Raw genomic sequence first — 17,325 nt, 5'->3', positions numbered from 1 at the left:
ACACCTTTTTATGTGGATTCCCACTTTATCCGCGGTTTAAACGAAATTAGCTTCTGCGATTTCGATTGCGAATGAAGGCTGGCACATCAACATCGCCGTTATTCGTTTCCACAGCTTGTTTAGGTTCCGCAACTTGCGGTTCCTCATGCTTCACTTCTTGTGTTTCATTGGCTGCATAGTTTGGACGATTTACTTGAATTTGTTGCCCGGCAGCTGGACGACGGTTTTTCATCTCCGCTTGTTTCGCTTCATCAAACCCTGTCGCAATTACAGTCACAATAAGTTCATCTTTTAATTCATCATTGATGACTGAACCAAAAATCATATTGACTTCTGGATCAGATGCGCTTGATACAATTTCAGCTGCTTCTTGAACTTCATACAAGCTTAAGTTTGAGCCACCTGTGATATTCATTAGCACACCTTTTGCTCCATCAATTGATGTTTCAAGAAGTGGAGATGAAATTGCTTTTTTAGCGGCGTCTGCGGCACGATTTTCACCTGTCGCGATACCAATTCCCATGAGGGCAGATCCGCGGTTTGTCATGATGGTTTTTACGTCAGCGAAGTCTAAATTGATTAGCCCTGGGACAGCAATTAAATCCGAAATACCTTGAACGCCTTGTCGTAAAACATTATCAGCTTCACGGAAAGCTTCAAGCATTGGGGTGTTTTTATCTACAATCTGCAAGAGGCGATCATTTGGGATAACGATAAGTGTGTCTACCGCTTCTTTCATCGCTTCAGTTCCAGCTACAGCTTGCTTCGAACGTTTTGGTCCTTCAAAGCCAAACGGACGAGTCACAACACCGACAGTAAGAGCGCCCATTTCTTTTGCAATTTGTGCAATAACAGGGGCTGCTCCTGTTCCTGTCCCGCCGCCCATTCCAGCAGTGACGAAAACCATATCCGAGCCTTTTAATGCTTCTTCAATCATTTCGCGACTTTCTTCCGCAGCTTTCTTCCCGATGTCAGGAACAGCTCCGGCTCCTAGTCCACGCGTTAGCTTTGTGCCAATTTGTAATTTAATTTCTGATTTTGCTAAATTAAGCGCTTGAGCGTCAGTATTCACAGCAATAAATTCAACACCTTGAACACCGTGTTCAATCATGCGGTTAACAGCGTTATTTCCGCCACCACCGACACCAATGACTTTAATCGTCGCCAAGCTCTCAGAATTTGTATCAAACTCTAACATATTTTTGCCTCCTAGTTTCACGATTTCCGATATATTTTATTCGAAAAAGGCTCCAAAAAAGTTTTTCATTTTCGTTGTTACCTTTTCATCTTCTGTTTTCTTTCGCTTCGGCTGTTTCGTAGCTCTTGCTTGCGTTTTTTCCTCTACTTGCTCCTCTGTATCGCTGCTTAAATCTCGGCCATCAAACTCAGCTAAGTTATAAGCATACTGGATTAAACCGACCGCTGTCGTATAAGCAGGATCGCGTACACCGATATAATCTGGCATCGCGAGTCTAACGTGCCCACCTAGTGTTTTAGCCGCTAGTTCGAGGGAGCCAGGTATGCCAGAGCCGCCGCCAGTTAAGACAAATCCGCCCGGCAATTGGGTGAAACCAGCTTGTTTTAAGCCGTCTAGTGCGAGTAGGAAAATTTCTTCCATGCGAGCCTCGATGATGTCGGCGATTTCAACTTGCGTGAAATGTTGCTTCTGGTCAGAACCAATCACATCAATCGCAAAAATTTCGTCCGCTGAAGCTTCGTCATAAAAAGCGTAACCGTGCTCTAATTTAACCTTCTCCGCATTTGTCGTAGAAGTATTTAGACCAAGAGAAAGGTCTTTTGTGACATTATCTCCGCCAACTGGAATGACAAACGTATAAACTAATTTGCCATGTTCAAAGACGCTGACAGTCGTTGTGCCGGCACCGACATTAATTAATGTTGTGCCAAACTCCAAATCGTCTTCCGATAATGAAATTGCTGCTTCTGCTAAAGGTTGCAAGACGATTTCTGTAATTTCAAGTCCTGCTCGCTCCACACATCTCAGTGTATTATGTAAAATTGTTTTTGAGCCTGTTACAAGTGTTCCTTCCATTTCAAGTCGAACACCACTCATGCCGCGGGGATCTGTAATGCCATCAAAACCATCTACAACGAATTGTTCTGGAATTAAGCTAATGATTTCTCTTTCAGCAGTAAGCGGTATCACTTGCGCTGCATCCATCACATTCCATACGTCTTCAACAGTAATTTCAGGCTTGTCACTGCTTACGGCAACAATGCCACGCGCTTCTAAAAGCGCTACTTGACTCGCGACAATGCCAACAATGACTTGCGAAATTTCAACGCCAACCATGCGTTCAGCTTGACTAATTGCTTTTTTAATAGATTCAACGGCTTTATCGATATCAATAATAATACCTTTTTTAATTCCCTGTGCAGGAACATCTCCAACACCAATAATGTTAAGACGTTCGTTTGCCATTTCGGCAATAATGACCTTGATTTTGGATGAACCAATGTCAAGGCTCACATAAATTTCACTTTCTCCCATTTATCGGCACCTCCTTTTATTCATTCATATATTTTCCCAAAACGGGGTTGTTTTCTCTATCCTGTTTTCTATTGTTAGCTTCGAGTTCACTTATTTACAGTCTACACTAACAAAACATGTAATTAAAGCACAAAGAACAATTTTTGACTATTTTTTTGAATTTATTTTTTCAAAACTCAAAAAACGCGAACAAACGCTCGTAATCAAGCCTTAATTCTAATCTTTTTTCTGTTCTTCTGACTTTTTCGCTTCATTTTGTTTATAGTAACTTTCAAAATAGGCGCCTACTTCTAAATTAATGACACCTTTTTGTCCTTCTTGAAGCTGGGCTACAATAGACGGATAATAACTCATTTTTTCTGCAAAAGTAGGGATTGTTGCGGAAACTTGATTGCCGTCATTCATGTAAAGCACAATATGTTCGGCATCGCTTTTTTTAGGGTCTAAATGGACTTCTGAAATGGCTCGTATGACTTCTTCTGGCAATTGATTCATTTGCTCGACCATGTCTTTTAATACCGTTCCATTTTTAAAGCCGACATATAAAGCGCGGTTTCCAATTGGAAATTTTTGGGCATTATCATTTAGAATTTTGCCATTTTCTAAAATATCGTAGTACATGCCGTCTTTTTCCATATAGCCTACCGTTTTATATTCGGTAATTTTTAATTTTAAGTTGCGCAGTCCATCTTTTTCAACAACTGCCTTTTTAATGAGTTCTTGCTTCTCAAGTTGCTTTTCCACTTTGCTATTGTTAACAGCAATCACAAAATCGCTTGAGTCAACGCCACTTGCTTGTCTGATTTCATTCTCGGTCAATTGGCGATTTCCTGAAACATAGATTTGATCAACCTTGCTGAAAGGGGATAGAAAATAAAGGGTAATCAGGATTAAAACGGCAAAGAAGCCTACCAATATAGCGAGATGACGAATAAGTTTCTTCTTGCGATAACGTTTTAGTTCAGGAATTTTATTTTCGATTGAGATAATTTTTTTGTTGTCCGTCATATTCGCATCTCCTTTCTATTGTTTTCATCCCTTTTTTATTTAATTAGTTGCACAACCACATCAACAAGACGTTCTGCTGCGTCAGGTACTCCGAGCTCTTTAGCGGCGTAAGCCATTTTGTTTAACTTGGTTTCATCTACCATAATCGCATCGACTTTTTCCATTAAATTAGCTTGGGTTAATTCTTCTTGCGTAATGACGATACTGGCGCCATTTCTTTCTAAAGAACGAGCGTTATTCTCTTGGTGATTCGCCGTCACGTAAGGGCTCGGGATTAGAATACTTGGCAGGCCTAATGCTGTCAGCTCGGCAAGCGTCGTCGCGCCGGCTCTTGAGATGACGAGATTCACAGAGTTTAAAACAGCGGGCATATCATAGATAAAGGGTTGCACGCTAATGGTATTTGGTAAATCCATTGCGGCTAGCTTATCTTTTATTTTTTCGTAGTGCACTTCGCCAGTCACATAAAGGAGCTGGTAATCTTTTTCACACCACGCGGGTAAAATTTGCTCGACTGCCTCATTAATTGCTTTCGCTCCCCTACTTCCGCCAAATGCAAGCACAGTTTGTTTGGCAGAATCTAAGCCGTATGCCGAAAGAACAGCGGCATCTTCTGTGCGGATGACTTCTGAGGCGCGCGGATTTCCGGTGAAAACAATTTTTTCAGAAGCAAAAGAATCGCTCACTTCTTCAAAACAGATTGCCACTTTATCCGCATACCGACTTAAAAACTTATTCGTCAGACCCGCGACACTATTTTGCTCATGTATGACAGTTGGAATGCCTAACTTTGCTGCCGCATACACGACAGGTCCGCAAACATAACCACCCGTACCAATTACACAATCTGGTTTAAAATCACGCAAAATTTCCTTTGAGCGCGTAACGCCCTTTAGAAAGCGTGTTATCGTTTTGATATTTTCAAAAGAAAGCGAGCGTTTAAAACCAGTGATTTCAATAGCTTCAAACGGAATGTCTGCATGCTTCACAATATCAGATTCCAGCCCCTTTTCTGTACCAATGTATAGAAATTCGGCGTCTGGATATTCTTTTTTACATTCTCTTAGGAAAGCAAGCGCCGGATAAACATGGCCACCCGTACCGCCTCCGCTTAATACGATTCTCATTGTTCCACCTCATCTGTCAATTCTTGAATAGCATTCATATAGGCGTTGCCACGCACTTCAAACGTGCGGTACTGGTCCCAACTTGCACAGGCTGGCGAAAGCAAAATGACGTCGCCGGGTCTTGAAACCTTGAAGGCAACTGGAACGGCGTCCTCAACATTTTTCACGTAGTGGACATCAATCTCGACTTCTTTTGCAATGCGTGCCATTTTATTTGCTGTTTCGCCAAAGACAACAACGGCTTTAACATTTCTTAAAAATGGTTTTAATTCATCAAATTCATTGCCGCGATCAAGTCCGCCGGCAAGCAATATCACAGGCTGTTTAAACCCTTTAAGCGCGCTTTGAGTTGCAAGAATGTTCGTTGCTTTTGAATCATTATAAAATTTTCTGCCGAGTAGCTCAGTGACAAACTGCGTCCGGTGCTCCACACCTTTAAAGGTTTCAAGCACATGCATGATGGCTTCATTCTGTACGCCAATCGTCTTCGCTACCGCAATAGAAGCGAGAATATTTTCCAAATTATGTTCGCCCGGAAGTAAAATATCATCGCGCTTCCCAATTTCTTCCTCGCCAAACATCAACATGCCGTTCTGCACATAAGCCCCTTCTGAAAGCCTTTGGGTGGTTGAAAACGGGATGATCTTAGCCGCCGTTTTTTTCGTCAAGTGGATAAGTTCTTCCTGGTCCCAATTGATGACTAAATAATCATCTGCGGTTTGATTTTTTTGGATTTTCCACTTGGCAGCCACATATTCCTCACGCGTATGATGATAATCAAGATGGGCTTCATAAATGTTTGTAATCACTGAAATTTGCGGACGGAATGTATCAATTCCCATCAATTGGAAAGAGGAAAGTTCCATCGTAATGTATTGGTCACTTGTTGCTTTTTCTGCCACTTCTGACGCGGGGAAACCGATATTCCCTGCAAGAAGCGACTTGTTTTTTTCCATTTCATTTAACATGTGATGAATAATGGTCGTTGTCGTTGTTTTACCATTCGTTCCCGTAATGCCAATGATAGGCGCATCTGAAATTTGGTAAGCAAGTTCAACTTCTGTTAAGATAGGCAATTTCAAGCGTTCTGCTTTTGCAATCATCGGGTTATTATATGGAATGCCTGGATTTTTCACAACCAGTTCAAAGCCTTCATCAAGTAATTCTGTTGGGTGGCTGCCGCAAATGACTTTGATTCCTTGTTCAAGTAAACCTTGTGCTTCTGGGTTCTCACTAAAAGGTAGTTTGTCGTTGACTGTTACGAATGCGCCCAATTTATGAAGTAAACTTGCTGCACTAACACCACTTCTGGCTAAACCAAGCACAAGTACTTTTTTGTGATGGTATTGACTAATATTTTTCATAAAAATTTCCCCCGTTTTTTAAATGCTTAGAAACGACCGAAAGCGCCAACTAAAACTGGTTTTTAAAACCGTTTAGAGACGCCTTATGCCGCAAATTGCGGCCTATATAATAACAAGTAGTACGGCTAAAATGCCCGCTACAAGTCCTACTGCCCAAAAAGTTAAAACAACGCGCCATTCGCGCCAGCCAACAAGCTCAAAATGATGATGAATTGGCGTCATTTTAAAAATTCGTTTTCCGCCTGTCGCTTTAAAATAGGCGACTTGTAACATGACAGACGCGGTTTCGATGACGAAGACGACACCGATTAAAAGGAGCAACCATTCGTGTTTTAAGAGAATCGAGACGGCTGCAAGTGCCCCGCCTAGCGCAAGGGAACCTGTATCACCCATAAATATTTTCGCTGGGTTTTTATTAAAAAGAAGAAAACCTAACATGCCGCCAACAACAGCAAAACAGAAAAGCGCTACTTCCATTTGGTTTTCGTAAATCGCGATAATCCCGAACGCGAGAAACGCGATGCTTGAAAGTCCTGAAACGAGCCCGTCTAAACCATCTGTTAAGTTGACCGCGTTTGAAAAGCCCACGAGCCAGAACAAAACAAACAGCAGGAAAAACCAGCCAATATTAATTTCTGTGCTTGTAAAGGGAATCGTTAATGTGTCTGGGTAACCGCTCAAATGGTAAATGATATAAAAGAGCAGCGAGATAGCTACTTGACCAAAAAACTTTTGTTTAGATGTTAAGCCAAGATTACGTTTTTGTACTACTTTAATATAATCATCGAGAAATCCTAGTGCCCCGAACAGTAGCGTCACTATCAAAATCAGCCATGTTGCAGATGTAAAATCTCCACTTATAACAGATAGAAGCACATAGCTAATTACAATAGCCGTTAAAAAGACTATCGCGCCCATCGTTGGAGTCCCGGATTTTTGCGCATGCAGTTTCGGGCCTTCCTCACGAATGCTTTGACCAAATTTTAGCTTCACTAAAAATGGGATAAATATTGGTACGAAGGCTACTGTTATGATAAAAGCAACCGCTAATGCTGTAATTAAAAAGTATAAAGACACAATTTTTTCTCTCCAATCTTTTTTTCCACTCTAAACTGTTACTATTGTATTAAAGTTTTTGTTTTTTTTCAATAGCTTCTCTAGCGACAACGCGGTCATCAAAATCATGTTTTTCTGTACCGATGATTTGATAATCTTCATGCCCTTTTCCCGCAATTAAAATCACATCGCCGGGTTCTGCTTCGTTTATAGCATATTCAATGGCTTCTTGGCGATTCACACGCACCTCATAAGACTGGCCTTCCACGCCTTTTAGCATGTCCGAAATAATCGACATTGGCTCTTCCGTACGTGGATTATCTGATGTAAAAACAGGATTGGTTGCATATTCTGCCGCGATTTTCGCCATTTTAGGACGCTTGCCTTTATCGCGATCTCCCCCACAACCGACTACAACAAAAATGCGTTTTTTGGCAAATTCAGAAACGGTTTGTAACACGTTCAAAAGTCCGTCTGGTGTGTGTGCGTAATCAACAATGACTGGGAAATCTTGTCCGGCATGGACTAACTCAAAACGACCGGCAACACCTTTTATCGTACAAATTGTTTTCATAATTTGTTGCAGCGGAATTCCGCTAATATAACAAGTTGCGATGGCCGCTAACACATTATAAATACTAAATTTACCAATCATTTGAATGTGAACCTTTTCGCGTCCTTCTGGAGAAAACAATTCGAAAGTGGAACCTTGACTCGTAATTTCAATATTTTGTGCTTGGAAATCTGCCGTTTTATCAATACCATATGTAATTACATGTGCAGCTGTTGCGGTTTTCATCGTGTCAAAAACCGCATCATCCACATTTAAAACCGCCATTTTCGGATGACTTTTCGAGTAACGATTGCCCAGTTGCGCAAAAAGAAGACTTTTCGCATAGGCATATTCTTCCATTGTTTTGTGATAATCTAAATGGTCTTGCGATAAATTCGTAAAGACCGCAACATCATAATCTGTCCCGTAAACACGTCCTTGCACAAGCGCGTGACTGGATACTTCCATGACCGCAGATGAGACGTCTCTTCTTTTCATCTCGGAAAAAACACGCTGTAAAGTCAAACTATCTGGCGTTGTATTTTTCGTTTCAACTGTTTGATTCGCAATGCGCATGTACATCGTACCAATTAATCCCGTTGTTTCGCCTGAATCGCGCAAAACCTGCTCCACCAAATGACTTACAGTTGTCTTGCCATTTGTGCCAGTGATGCCAATGAGACGCATCTTTTGACTCGGAGAACCATAAAAACAATCCGCAAGAAGCGCCATTCCACGTTTTGTATCCCGAATAAGGACAACCGGAATCGAAACGTCTACTGGCTTTTCAGCAATAATGGCTACCGCCCCGTTTTGTTCCGCAACTTGCGCAAATTGGTGTCCGTCTACAACTTCGCCATCAATACAAATAAAAAGCGTGCCTGCTTCGACTTCGCGGCTATCTTGTGCAATTTTGGTGATTTCCATATTTAAATCCGCCTTCGACTCATAAAGCGGCAATATACTGAGCAACTCTTTTAACTTCAAAATGTCCATCTCCTTTAGCGACATTTTCCCGCACTTTGCTAAGAGAAAAAATATCCTTCTCTATCTTAGCAAAAAGCAAGAAGCATTTCCATAGGGTAAAATGAGTACATGTCTCAGACAAAAATGGCTTATTTGTCTAAGACACGTCTTCATTTATCTTGTAAGCAAGTCCCCAACACCCGCATTTTCTTGAATGTTCGTATCCTGCTTCAATTGATCTTGATTCGTCTGATCACGGTTTTGATTAAAGGCATAAATTTCATTTGGTGCTTTCATCGTTAAGGTCACTTTCGAATTTTCATTTAAAATAGAACCTGCTGAAACGCTTTGCTTCGCTACATATCCGCTTCCATTATAGGTGAACGGGATACCTGTTATTTCGGAAACTTTTTGAGCATCATCGCGCGACCAATTTGTCATGTCTGGCATCGTCATATCGCCATCTGTCATGATGACAATTCTCTCGCCTTCCATCACTTTATTTGCCTGTTGCGGGATTTGTTGAACTACTTTTGAACCATTTCCGACAACAACAGGAACCAATTTGCTTTTCGTAATAGCGGCCTTAGCGTCTTCAACCGATTGTCCAGCATAATTTGGAACTGAAACTTTTTCCATCTTCGCTTCTTTCGCTGGCTTAATGTTCATATATTGCAAACTGTTTTTCATAACCGGATTAAACACTTCTGAAACGGCCTCACCACCAGTTTCGCTGCCCTCCAATTGCGGCTGTTGCATCGTAACATACATCACCAATTCTGGATCGTCTGCTGGTGCCATTCCCATGAAAGAGAAAATATAATTATCGCTTCCCGTCATGTATTTGCCCGTTTTCGGGTCAGCAATTTGAGAGGTTCCCGTTTTACCGGCAACCGAGTAGCCTGGAATCGCATATAATTTACCAGTTCCGTGTTCTCCGCTAACAACTTGCTGCAATTCTTCACGTGTTTTCTTAGCAGTTGCCTCACTAATTGGTGTTCCTGATACTTTCGTTTTCGTTTCGGTTACTTCATTTGTATTTGGATTGGTAATTTTTGAAACAATATAAGGCTGCTTCATTTTCCCATCACTTGCAATTGCTGAAGCTCCTTGAAGCATTTGCATCATGGATACGGTTGTCCCTTGACCGAAAACAGTTGTTACTTTTTCAACTGGATAGTTGTAGAGGATTTTCCCGCTTGCTTCATTTGGGAGCTGGATTCCGGTTTTTTGGCCAAAGCCGAACTTCGTCAAATATTCTTCAAACGTATCCGTCCCCATTTTATTCAAAAGAGTAGCAAACGCCACATTACTAGAGCGTTCAACGCCTTCGCGATATGTGATTGTCCCCCAGCCGGCACCGCCGTTATGGTCATGAATCGGAATATCGCCGACGCGGTAAATACCGGATTTATAGTAGGCATTTGGATTATAAACACCTGTATCAATTGCTGAGGCTAATGAGAAAATTTTCATAACAGAACCTGGCTCATAAGCATATTCGACTGGCAAATCTTGCCACACACCCGCATTTTCTGTACTTAAACCTTCTTTAGTTGACGGATTGAATGATGGGCGTTGACTCATCGCTAAAATTTCACCTGTTTTAGGATTCATGACAACTGCCATCATATTTTTAGGTTTATATTTCGCATTAACTGTTGTCATCGTATCTTCTAAGAATGTTTGAATCTTTTTATCAATAGTCAGCGTAATATCGCTTCCATCTTCTGCTTCTTTTACATTTTTCTTTGAATTAGGTAAAATGTAACCGAGTTTATCTGTACTATAATTAATTTCGCCATCTTTACCCGTTAATATGGAATTGTAGCTTTTCTCGAGTCCCATTTTTCCAACAAGTGTGGATTCACCTGTTTCGCCTTCGGTTTGTTGCGCAAAGCCCACTAGCTGCGAAGCAAAGGTGCCATTTGGATAAAACCGGGCAGCTTGACGTGTAAATTCAAGTCCTGGTAAATTCTCCGCTTCAATTTTATTTTTCGTTTCGACGGATATATTTTTTCCAGCTTTTCCAAATTCAACTTGGTAAACATCTTCCGTATTTAAACGTTCTAAAATTTCTGCTTTAGACATAGCAATGTATTTCGCAAGTGTTTCCGCTGTTTGCTCTTTATCGACAACATATGTGGGATTTTTTGATGTTTTGGAAAACTTATCCGACACGACAGCCGCAAGCGTATACGTCGATGTATCTTCTGCAATCACTTCGCCTTTTTGGTCTAAGATAGAACCACGTTTCGCTTCTATCTTTTCCGTTTTCAAATGTTGTTTTGCGGCTTCAGCGGCTAATGGTTCGCCGTTTGCCTCACCGGTAATTTGCAAATAAAGAAAACGGCCAGTAAGAATAAGGAAGAGCGTCGCGAAAAAGACAAAAAGTACCAGTGCGCCCCTCCTCATATTTCCTCTGCGCCGTTTCATTTACCGTCCACTACCTTTACATTATCTCCGTTTAAACTTAAGCCTTTTTCTTTCGCCATTTTCAAGATGCGTTCATACCGACCTAAATCGTTTACTTGCACTTTTAAATCATCATTCGTTTTTTGCTGAGTTGCTAATTTTTCTTCGCTTGCTTCAATATCCTTATTAACGGTATAAATAGAAGTTTGAACGCTGATGATAGAAAATGCAAAAATCGCCATAGCCACAATCGCCATGAGTACAATTAGTTTTTCAAAGAGTGTCACTTGTCCACGCTTTAAAATTGCTTTTTTCGGTTGTTCTACTTCCTTATGTATTCGCTTAGGCTCCAGATTGGATTTGTAGGCAAAATTACTCACATTTTTCAACTCCTACTCATTTCTCAATTTTTTCAATAACGCGCAGTTTTGCTGAACGCGCCCGATTATTTGCTTCAACTTCTTCTTCACTAGGTAAAATGGGTTTTCGTGACACAAGCTTAAAGTCTGGCTCAAATTCTTTCGGAATAACAGGAAGTCCTTTCGGTATTTCCGGCCCCTTCGTCACTTCTTGGAAAATGTGCTTCGTGATGCGGTCCTCTAAAGAATGAAACGTAATCACACTAATTCGACCGCCCGGTTTTAAAAGCGTAAGCGCATCGTGTAATGAATCCTCGACAGCACCAAGTTCATCGTTCACCGCAATTCGAATCGCCTGAAAAGTTCGCTTACCAGGGTGTCCCCCTTTGCGTCTTGCCGGCGCTGGAATCGCTTCTTTAATAATATCAACGAGCTCTTGTGTTGTTTCAATCTTCTTCATTTCCCTACGACGCTCAATCTCACGTGCGATTTGTTTTGAAAATTTTTCTTCCCCGTAGCGAAAGAATATTCGCACCAAATCTTCGTACGCCCATTCATTAACAACAATTTGCGCTGTAAGTTCTTGTGATTGATCCATGCGCATATCTAGCGGAGCATCTTGATGATAGCTAAAACCTCGTTCACGAACGTCAAGCTGCGGTGATGAAACACCTAAATCATATAAAATACCGTCCACCTTTGAAATGCCATTTTCTAACAGCGCTTCTTTAATAAAACGAAAATTAGATTTAATAAAGAGCACTCGCTCATCTTGTAATTTCACTTTCGCGTTTTCGATTGCCGTAACATCTTGGTCAAAAGCCACTAAACGCCCTTGCTTTCCCAGTTTGCTTAGCAAGTATGCGGAATGACCTGCACCGCCTAGCGTGCAATCCACATAAATGCCATCTTTTTTTATATTTAACATGTCTACAGTTTCATGTAGTAAGACCGTTTCATGCTTAAACATCGTAGCCCCCCTTTAAATATCGAATCCAATCATATTTTCTGCAATTTCGGAGAAGGATTCTTCTGATTCCTCAAAAACTGCATCCCATTCCGACTTACTCCAAATTTCAATACGATTTGAAACTCCGATAATAACGGTTTCTTTTTCAAGCCCCGCATAACCGACTAGATTTTGCGGAATATTAATTCTTCCTTGTTTATCTAACTCACACTCAGAAGCACCTGAAAAGAAGAAACGCGTAAAAGAACGAGCATCTTTTTTAGTCAGTGGAAGCGTCTGAAGTTTTTCCTCGAGTTTTGACCATTCGTTTTGCGGATAGGCAAATAAGCACTTATCTAGCCCGCGCGTAATGACAAAATTGTCCCCGAGTAGTTCACGGAACTTCGCTGGCACGATCAAACGGCCCTTTATATCAATGTTGTGTTGATATTCTCCCATGAACATTAGACTTCCCCCACTTTCTTACGTACAACTTTACCACATCTCCCCACTTTGTACCACCCAAAACCTAAAAAAAGACAAAAAAAATTCATCTCTTCATTTAAAAGAGATGATAAATCATTGGTACAAAGCCATTTTTACATAAGATTATAAAATGGTGGGAAAGTGGGGGACAAAACCACTAATCCCCACTTTCAAGAGAATCTGATTCATTTCCGGCAAGAAGAACTTGTTTTTTTCTGAGTGCAAGACGCCCGAAGATACATGCCAAGGCGCCGCAAACAATGATGAAAACGCCCATTCCATATTTTCCTATTAAAGGAGCGAATAATAAACTGGCGGCGCCAAATAGTTTTCCGACTTGAAAGATAATCCCATTAAAAGCCATATAAGCGCCTCGTTTATTGTCGTTGATAATCGCTGCTAAAATGGTTTGGCGTGTTGGTACATAGAGCAATTCCCCTAAAGAAAGTAAAAGCGTTGCGAAAAATAACAACCACATGTTTGATAAAAAGGCTGAAAAAGAAAAGCCTACTGCGAATAGAAGAAAGCCAACATACATGACCGGTTCATTTTTGCGATGTATTAGCCACTTGGCGACTGGCGCAGTGAACAATACGATGCACAACGTATTTAGCGCCGTGAGCAAGCTTAAAATTCGCACGCCATCAATTGGGATTGCCAAAAGCTGCCCCATTTGCAGCGTAAGGTTTTGAAATTCATCTGCAAGACGTACAGAAATGAAATTGTTACGCTGAAACTCAATTGTCATGATAAAAATCCCAGAAATCGTGAACAAAACAAAGCTTTTATCGCGAACGACGTCGGAATAGGCGTTAAAAACTTCTTTTATGCCAGTCCCTGAACTTTTACTTGAGTCTTGCTTATGCGTTTCTGTAATAAAATGGAACGTTAACCACGTTGTTAGTATCGACATAAGAAAGAGCGCAATTAAAAGTTCGAAAAAATGTGTTGTAAAGAGCCAACCACCTATAATAATTCCAATCATAGAAGACAGATTATTTGCCCAGTAGCTAATGGAATACATAAAACTTCTGGATTCTGGTGTGCTGACATCGATTAGCATTGCATCTGCTGCAGGATTAATGATTCCTTGTGCAATTCCGATGAGCAATAAAAATACAAATGTGAGTAATGGAGAGCTAAATAGTGCGGAATTCACCAAAACTAGCCCCAGATAGCTAATCATTTTTAGCACTTCTCCGGTCACCATTAGTTTTCTGCGCCCCAATACATCTGCTAAATGGCCACCATAAAGGCCTACTGCAAACGGGATCGCAATGTTAAGCATTAATAAAATGCCCGCTACAGAAGGATTAAAATGCGCTGTAAAGTAAATGGCCAAAAAAGGGAAAATCATGGAAGCAATAATTTTACTAAAAAAGTTAATCACTATTCGCATGCGAATATTTGGGTGAAGCGCACGAAACATGAATATCCCCTCCGTATAAAATTTCTTTTGATACGTTACTTCTGTTATTATAAAGTAGAAATAAATTTATAAAAAGGGACGTTAATTGATTTTTTTGTCCCCTTTTAACAGGTGGAGGTTTTTAATATGGATTTTGACTATTTTAAATTGCGGAATTATTTAGAAAATCATAGCTGTTCTTTCAAACTGGCTGAAATCGCCAATCTTTGGTACTGCTCGCCCAAAAATGCGAAACGAAAAATCCAAGCTTACGCCACTCAAAATCTACTTTATTATTCTCCCGGCCGCGGTCGTGGGCATTTATCTTCCATAACTTTCACACAATCTTTTTTAGAAGATATCACCTCTTTTTTGGGAGGAAAAACAAAAGAAGAACGACTTTCTTGCATTGCAACTTTTCTAGAAAGTGATTTGCCGCCTCATATTCTTTCCTTTATAACAGAAGAGTTTCGCCAATTATTTAATACGCAACTTCACGAGGGGAATACGGACGTTCTCCGAATGATGATGCGACGCAAGATTAGTACATTAGAGCCTAAACGGGTGTCCACTTCCATTGAGTCTTTCCTGCTGAAACATTTAAGCGACACATTGGTCATCTTTAATCGAGAAACACAAAAAATCGAACCGTGGCTTGCGCACCATTTTTCTTCTAACGCGACTAAAACAAGCTGGACTTTTTATTTACGTAAAGGGGTGTCTTTTCATAATGGACGTTATTTAACTAGTGAAGATGTCACCTATTCGCTTTACCGCGCAAAGGAGGCGGATTCTGTAGTGGCACATTTTTTGAAGGATATCCGGCATATTGAGCTTGTTTCTACTTACATTTTGCGGATTCATTTGGTTAAGCCAGATCCTTTCTTTATTCGTTATTTAACGTCTATTAATGTTCCCATTTTGCCTAAAAATACGATTTTTGATGAAATGAAATGGATTTCGACAGGGCCTTTTCGCCTGAGCGAACGTTCTGGGAATAAAATTACGTTGGAAGCGTTTGATGGCTATTTCATGCCGCGGGCTTTGCTAGATAAAATTGAGTTTTGGTATATTGAAGGTGCTGAAAAATTAAATGATGTGCGCTTTTCCTATGGTTTGGAAAAATCGGATGAGCATTACGTTAAAACGGCTAGTCAGTCTTCTGGTGTTTCGGCGGTTTGTTTTAATTTCCAAAAACAAGATTCGCTTATTCAAAATAAAGCGTTTCGCGAAGCGATTTATCATTTGTTTGATGGACAATTAATTGGAGTTTCTAAAGAGCGGCAGGCGGCGAGTTATTTTAAATCGGGAAGGAATCCTGGTATTCGGAAAGACGCAAAACAAATTCCCTCTTTGCTAGAAAAGTCGGGTTATGACGGGCGCATCATTTATTTAGGGATTTTTGACCGCCCCATTATTAAACAAAACGCTGAAATTTTCAGGCAACAGGCTTTGGCGTTTGGCCTTCAAATGGAATGGGTGCCCATCAATTTGGCGACTGATTATTATGACACAAGTTTTCAAAAATTAGATTTTATTTGGCTGGAGGATGAACCAGGCGCTGATATGGAACTTGGCTACATGGAGTTCTTCACTAACCCTCATTTATTCCCAAAAAGGTTTTTAAGTGAAAAAATCTTAGCTACTGTAGCTCCTTTTTTGGAAGATATGAAGTTTGGTGAGACTTTTTTAGAGCGAGAAAAAAGCCGCATGTCGCTTGACACATGGCTTACGGAAAATTTTTTCTTATTTTATGTGGCTTACGGCGATAAAACACATAACATTGACAGCCATATTCGCGGCGTAGAGGACATGATTTATGGTTATTTCAGTCTTTCTAAAGTTTGGGTGCCTTTATCCGAGTAGGTAAACGACGCTCATTACAAGACCCGTAAGGAACAATGCGATATAAAGCAAGCTGAAAACAAAGAAGCAAATGCGCCAATAAATACGAATTGTTCGATAAACATGAATTTCTCCATCACGTTTAGCAAACAGCGCGATGATAACGATCCCAATGATGAATAAGAAAAGGAATATGTATAGTAGGAAAGAATGATTAAATAGCAGTTTCATGAATAAGTGAACAGCAATAATAAGGAAAAGAGTTGTAAAATCGGCTGCGAGTTTTAACGCGCGACGTGGTTGTTTAAGTAAAAAGCGAACTGTCCAAAATACGATTAAAAAAACGATTACGGGTAGCACGATTAAAACAAAAGTCGTGTCGGTTAGCCAATTAAACATATTGTTGCTCCTTTCCTTTTATTAGTTTATATAGGGTGTCTAGACGAGTTGCAGGGTAATTGCCCTCTTCTAACAACCGGATCACGGGAAGTAAAATGCTATCGATTTCTGTGCGGCGATTCAATTTTACGTCGGTTGCCATGGAAGATAGATTTTCTTTTGTCGCGATTAACACCTGCTCCACTTTCTGTATGGCATCATCAATTTGTAGCGCGCGGTTCACTTCTTCGACGATTTCGTGAAGTAACTCGCGCCAGTTTTCGTTTTGGATTAAATCGCCATTTTTGGCTCCTAAAACCGCGGTAAGCGGGTTCACTGCTGCATTAATTAGGAGTTTCTCGTACATCGCTTTTTTGATGTCATTTGAAAATTCGAAGGAAAAATCGGCCAATTGTTGTAAGAAATTCAATTTTTCTGTAGCGACACTCCCTTTTAGTACGCCGAAAATTGTTTTCCCTTTGCCTTTTTGTTCAACAGAAAAGTCATTCAGGCGCTTCGCTCCGTAGGTCGTCGTGGCCGCCCAAATATTTGTCGCCGTGAGGTCTAAAATGAATTTCAAGTGCGCAATACCATTTTGAATGAACAAAAGCGGAATTTCTGACGGAATTTTATTTAAATCTGTCCAAATATGTTCAAGTTCATAACTTTTCACGGCAATTAAAATAATGCCATGCTGTTTCATTTTTTCAAAAGAAATGCCCTTGGTCGCCTGAACAGGCAGAGTTTCTCCGTTAAAATGCAAACCGTTCTTATTCAAACTTTCCAGCTGTTCCTCGCGCCTTACATAAAGTGTTACGTGCGCATATTTAGCAAGATGAGCAGCATAAAGCAGCCCCATCGCACCTGCTCCAATTATTCCAATACTCGGCTTCATCTTC

At 40.6% G+C, this 17,325-nt stretch carries 15 protein-coding genes; 1 reads left to right on the top strand and 14 read right to left on the bottom strand.

What is annotated here, in order from left to right; all coding sequences use genetic code 11:
- Positions 1-46 precede the first annotated feature (46 nt).
- From ftsZ to CFS04_RS05200, 12 genes are all read right to left on the bottom strand, one after another.
- Positions 47-1,198, bottom strand: a complete 1,152-nt coding sequence (gene ftsZ, locus CFS04_RS05255; RefSeq protein WP_088809577.1) for a cell division protein FtsZ — start codon at positions 1,196-1,198, stop codon at positions 47-49.
- A 36-nt stretch (positions 1,199-1,234) separates the two neighbouring features.
- On the bottom strand, positions 1,235-2,512 hold the full coding sequence (gene ftsA / locus CFS04_RS05250; protein ID WP_088809576.1) for a cell division protein FtsA: 1,278 nt from the start codon (positions 2,510-2,512) through the stop codon (positions 1,235-1,237).
- A gap of 216 nt (positions 2,513-2,728) precedes the next feature.
- Positions 2,729-3,520: a cell division protein FtsQ/DivIB gene (locus tag CFS04_RS05245; protein ID WP_088809575.1), complete on the bottom strand. Its 792-nt coding sequence runs from the start codon at positions 3,518-3,520 to the stop codon at positions 2,729-2,731.
- Positions 3,521-3,555: 35 nt separating this feature from the next.
- Entirely contained in the window at positions 3,556-4,647 is a 1,092-nt protein-coding gene (gene murG / locus CFS04_RS05240; protein WP_088809574.1) for an undecaprenyldiphospho-muramoylpentapeptide beta-N-acetylglucosaminyltransferase, read from the bottom strand.
- On the bottom strand, positions 4,644-6,011 hold the full coding sequence (gene murD, locus CFS04_RS05235; RefSeq protein ID WP_088809573.1) for a UDP-N-acetylmuramoyl-L-alanine--D-glutamate ligase: 1,368 nt from the start codon (positions 6,009-6,011) through the stop codon (positions 4,644-4,646). Before murD ends, murG begins: the two co-directional genes overlap by 4 nt.
- A 102-nt stretch (positions 6,012-6,113) precedes the next feature.
- Positions 6,114-7,088, bottom strand: coding sequence for a phospho-N-acetylmuramoyl-pentapeptide-transferase (gene mraY / locus CFS04_RS05230; RefSeq protein WP_088809572.1), 975 nt, complete (start codon positions 7,086-7,088; stop codon positions 6,114-6,116).
- 49 nt (positions 7,089-7,137) lie between these two features.
- On the bottom strand, positions 7,138-8,607 hold the full coding sequence (locus CFS04_RS05225; protein WP_240310308.1) for a UDP-N-acetylmuramoyl-L-alanyl-D-glutamate--2,6-diaminopimelate ligase: 1,470 nt from the start codon (positions 8,605-8,607) through the stop codon (positions 7,138-7,140).
- Between the two features lie 153 nt (positions 8,608-8,760).
- Positions 8,761-11,022 (bottom strand): penicillin-binding protein, encoded by a 2,262-nt coding sequence (locus CFS04_RS05220; RefSeq protein WP_088809571.1) that lies wholly within the window; start codon positions 11,020-11,022, stop codon positions 8,761-8,763.
- Complete coding sequence (gene ftsL, locus CFS04_RS05215) at positions 11,019-11,381, bottom strand: cell division protein FtsL (protein WP_088809570.1); 363 nt, start codon at positions 11,379-11,381, stop codon at positions 11,019-11,021. Before ftsL ends, CFS04_RS05220 begins: the two co-directional genes overlap by 4 nt.
- 16 nt (positions 11,382-11,397) lie before the next feature.
- Complete coding sequence (gene rsmH, locus CFS04_RS05210; RefSeq protein ID WP_088809569.1) at positions 11,398-12,330, bottom strand: 16S rRNA (cytosine(1402)-N(4))-methyltransferase RsmH; 933 nt, start codon at positions 12,328-12,330, stop codon at positions 11,398-11,400.
- A 12-nt stretch (positions 12,331-12,342) separates the two neighbouring features.
- A complete protein-coding gene (mraZ, locus tag CFS04_RS05205; RefSeq protein ID WP_088809568.1) occupies positions 12,343-12,774 on the bottom strand; it encodes a division/cell wall cluster transcriptional repressor MraZ in 432 nt (143 codons plus the stop codon).
- A gap of 178 nt (positions 12,775-12,952) precedes the next feature.
- Positions 12,953-14,224, bottom strand: a complete 1,272-nt coding sequence (locus CFS04_RS05200; protein WP_088809567.1) for an MFS transporter — start codon at positions 14,222-14,224, stop codon at positions 12,953-12,955.
- A gap of 126 nt (positions 14,225-14,350) precedes the next feature.
- Here CFS04_RS05200 and CFS04_RS05195 point away from each other — a divergent pair, with 126 nt between their 5' ends.
- Positions 14,351-16,069: an ABC transporter substrate-binding protein gene (locus tag CFS04_RS05195; protein ID WP_088809566.1), complete on the top strand. Its 1,719-nt coding sequence runs from the start codon at positions 14,351-14,353 to the stop codon at positions 16,067-16,069.
- Here the strand turns inward: CFS04_RS05195 and CFS04_RS05190 are convergent.
- The gene (locus CFS04_RS05190; protein WP_088809565.1) at positions 16,058-16,447 is read right to left on the bottom strand and encodes a DUF3397 domain-containing protein; all 390 of its coding nucleotides are present in this window, start codon (positions 16,445-16,447) and stop codon (positions 16,058-16,060) included. The two genes, CFS04_RS05195 and CFS04_RS05190, sit on opposite strands and share 12 nt — an antisense overlap.
- Entirely contained in the window at positions 16,440-17,321 is an 882-nt protein-coding gene (locus CFS04_RS05185; protein ID WP_088809564.1) for a 2-dehydropantoate 2-reductase, read from the bottom strand. Before CFS04_RS05185 ends, CFS04_RS05190 begins: the two co-directional genes overlap by 8 nt.
- Positions 17,322-17,325: the final 4 nt, after the last annotated feature.

Origin of the sequence: Listeria sp. ILCC796 (genome assembly GCF_900186175.1) — a bacterium.
GTDB lineage: Bacteria > Bacillota > Bacilli > Lactobacillales > Listeriaceae > Listeria > Listeria goaensis.
This window is presented reverse-complemented; position numbering and strand designations above follow the sequence as displayed.

Bases quoted from the DNA above. Each gene is read 5' to 3' on its own strand.
- ftsZ (WP_088809577.1), bottom strand. From the start codon at position 1,198: ATGTTAGAGTTTGATACAAATTCTGAGAGCTTGGCGACGATTAAAGTC.
- ftsA (WP_088809576.1), bottom strand. From the start codon at position 2,512: ATGGGAGAAAGTGAAATTTATGTGAGCCTTGACATTGGTTCATCCAAA.
- CFS04_RS05245 (WP_088809575.1), bottom strand. From the start codon at position 3,520: ATGACGGACAACAAAAAAATTATCTCAATCGAAAATAAAATTCCTGAA.
- murG (WP_088809574.1), bottom strand. From the start codon at position 4,647: ATGAGAATCGTATTAAGCGGAGGCGGTACGGGTGGCCATGTTTATCCG.
- murD (WP_088809573.1), bottom strand. From the start codon at position 6,011: ATGAAAAATATTAGTCAATACCATCACAAAAAAGTACTTGTGCTTGGT.
- CFS04_RS05220 (WP_088809571.1), bottom strand. From the start codon at position 11,022: ATGAAACGGCGCAGAGGAAATATGAGGAGGGGCGCACTGGTACTTTTT.
- rsmH (WP_088809569.1), bottom strand. From the start codon at position 12,330: ATGTTTAAGCATGAAACGGTCTTACTACATGAAACTGTAGACATGTTA.
- mraZ (WP_088809568.1), bottom strand. From the start codon at position 12,774: ATGTTCATGGGAGAATATCAACACAACATTGATATAAAGGGCCGTTTG.
- CFS04_RS05200 (WP_088809567.1), bottom strand. From the start codon at position 14,224: ATGTTTCGTGCGCTTCACCCAAATATTCGCATGCGAATAGTGATTAAC.
- CFS04_RS05195 (WP_088809566.1), top strand. From the start codon at position 14,351: ATGGATTTTGACTATTTTAAATTGCGGAATTATTTAGAAAATCATAGC.
- CFS04_RS05190 (WP_088809565.1), bottom strand. From the start codon at position 16,447: ATGTTTAATTGGCTAACCGACACGACTTTTGTTTTAATCGTGCTACCC.
- CFS04_RS05185 (WP_088809564.1), bottom strand. From the start codon at position 17,321: ATGAAGCCGAGTATTGGAATAATTGGAGCAGGTGCGATGGGGCTGCTT.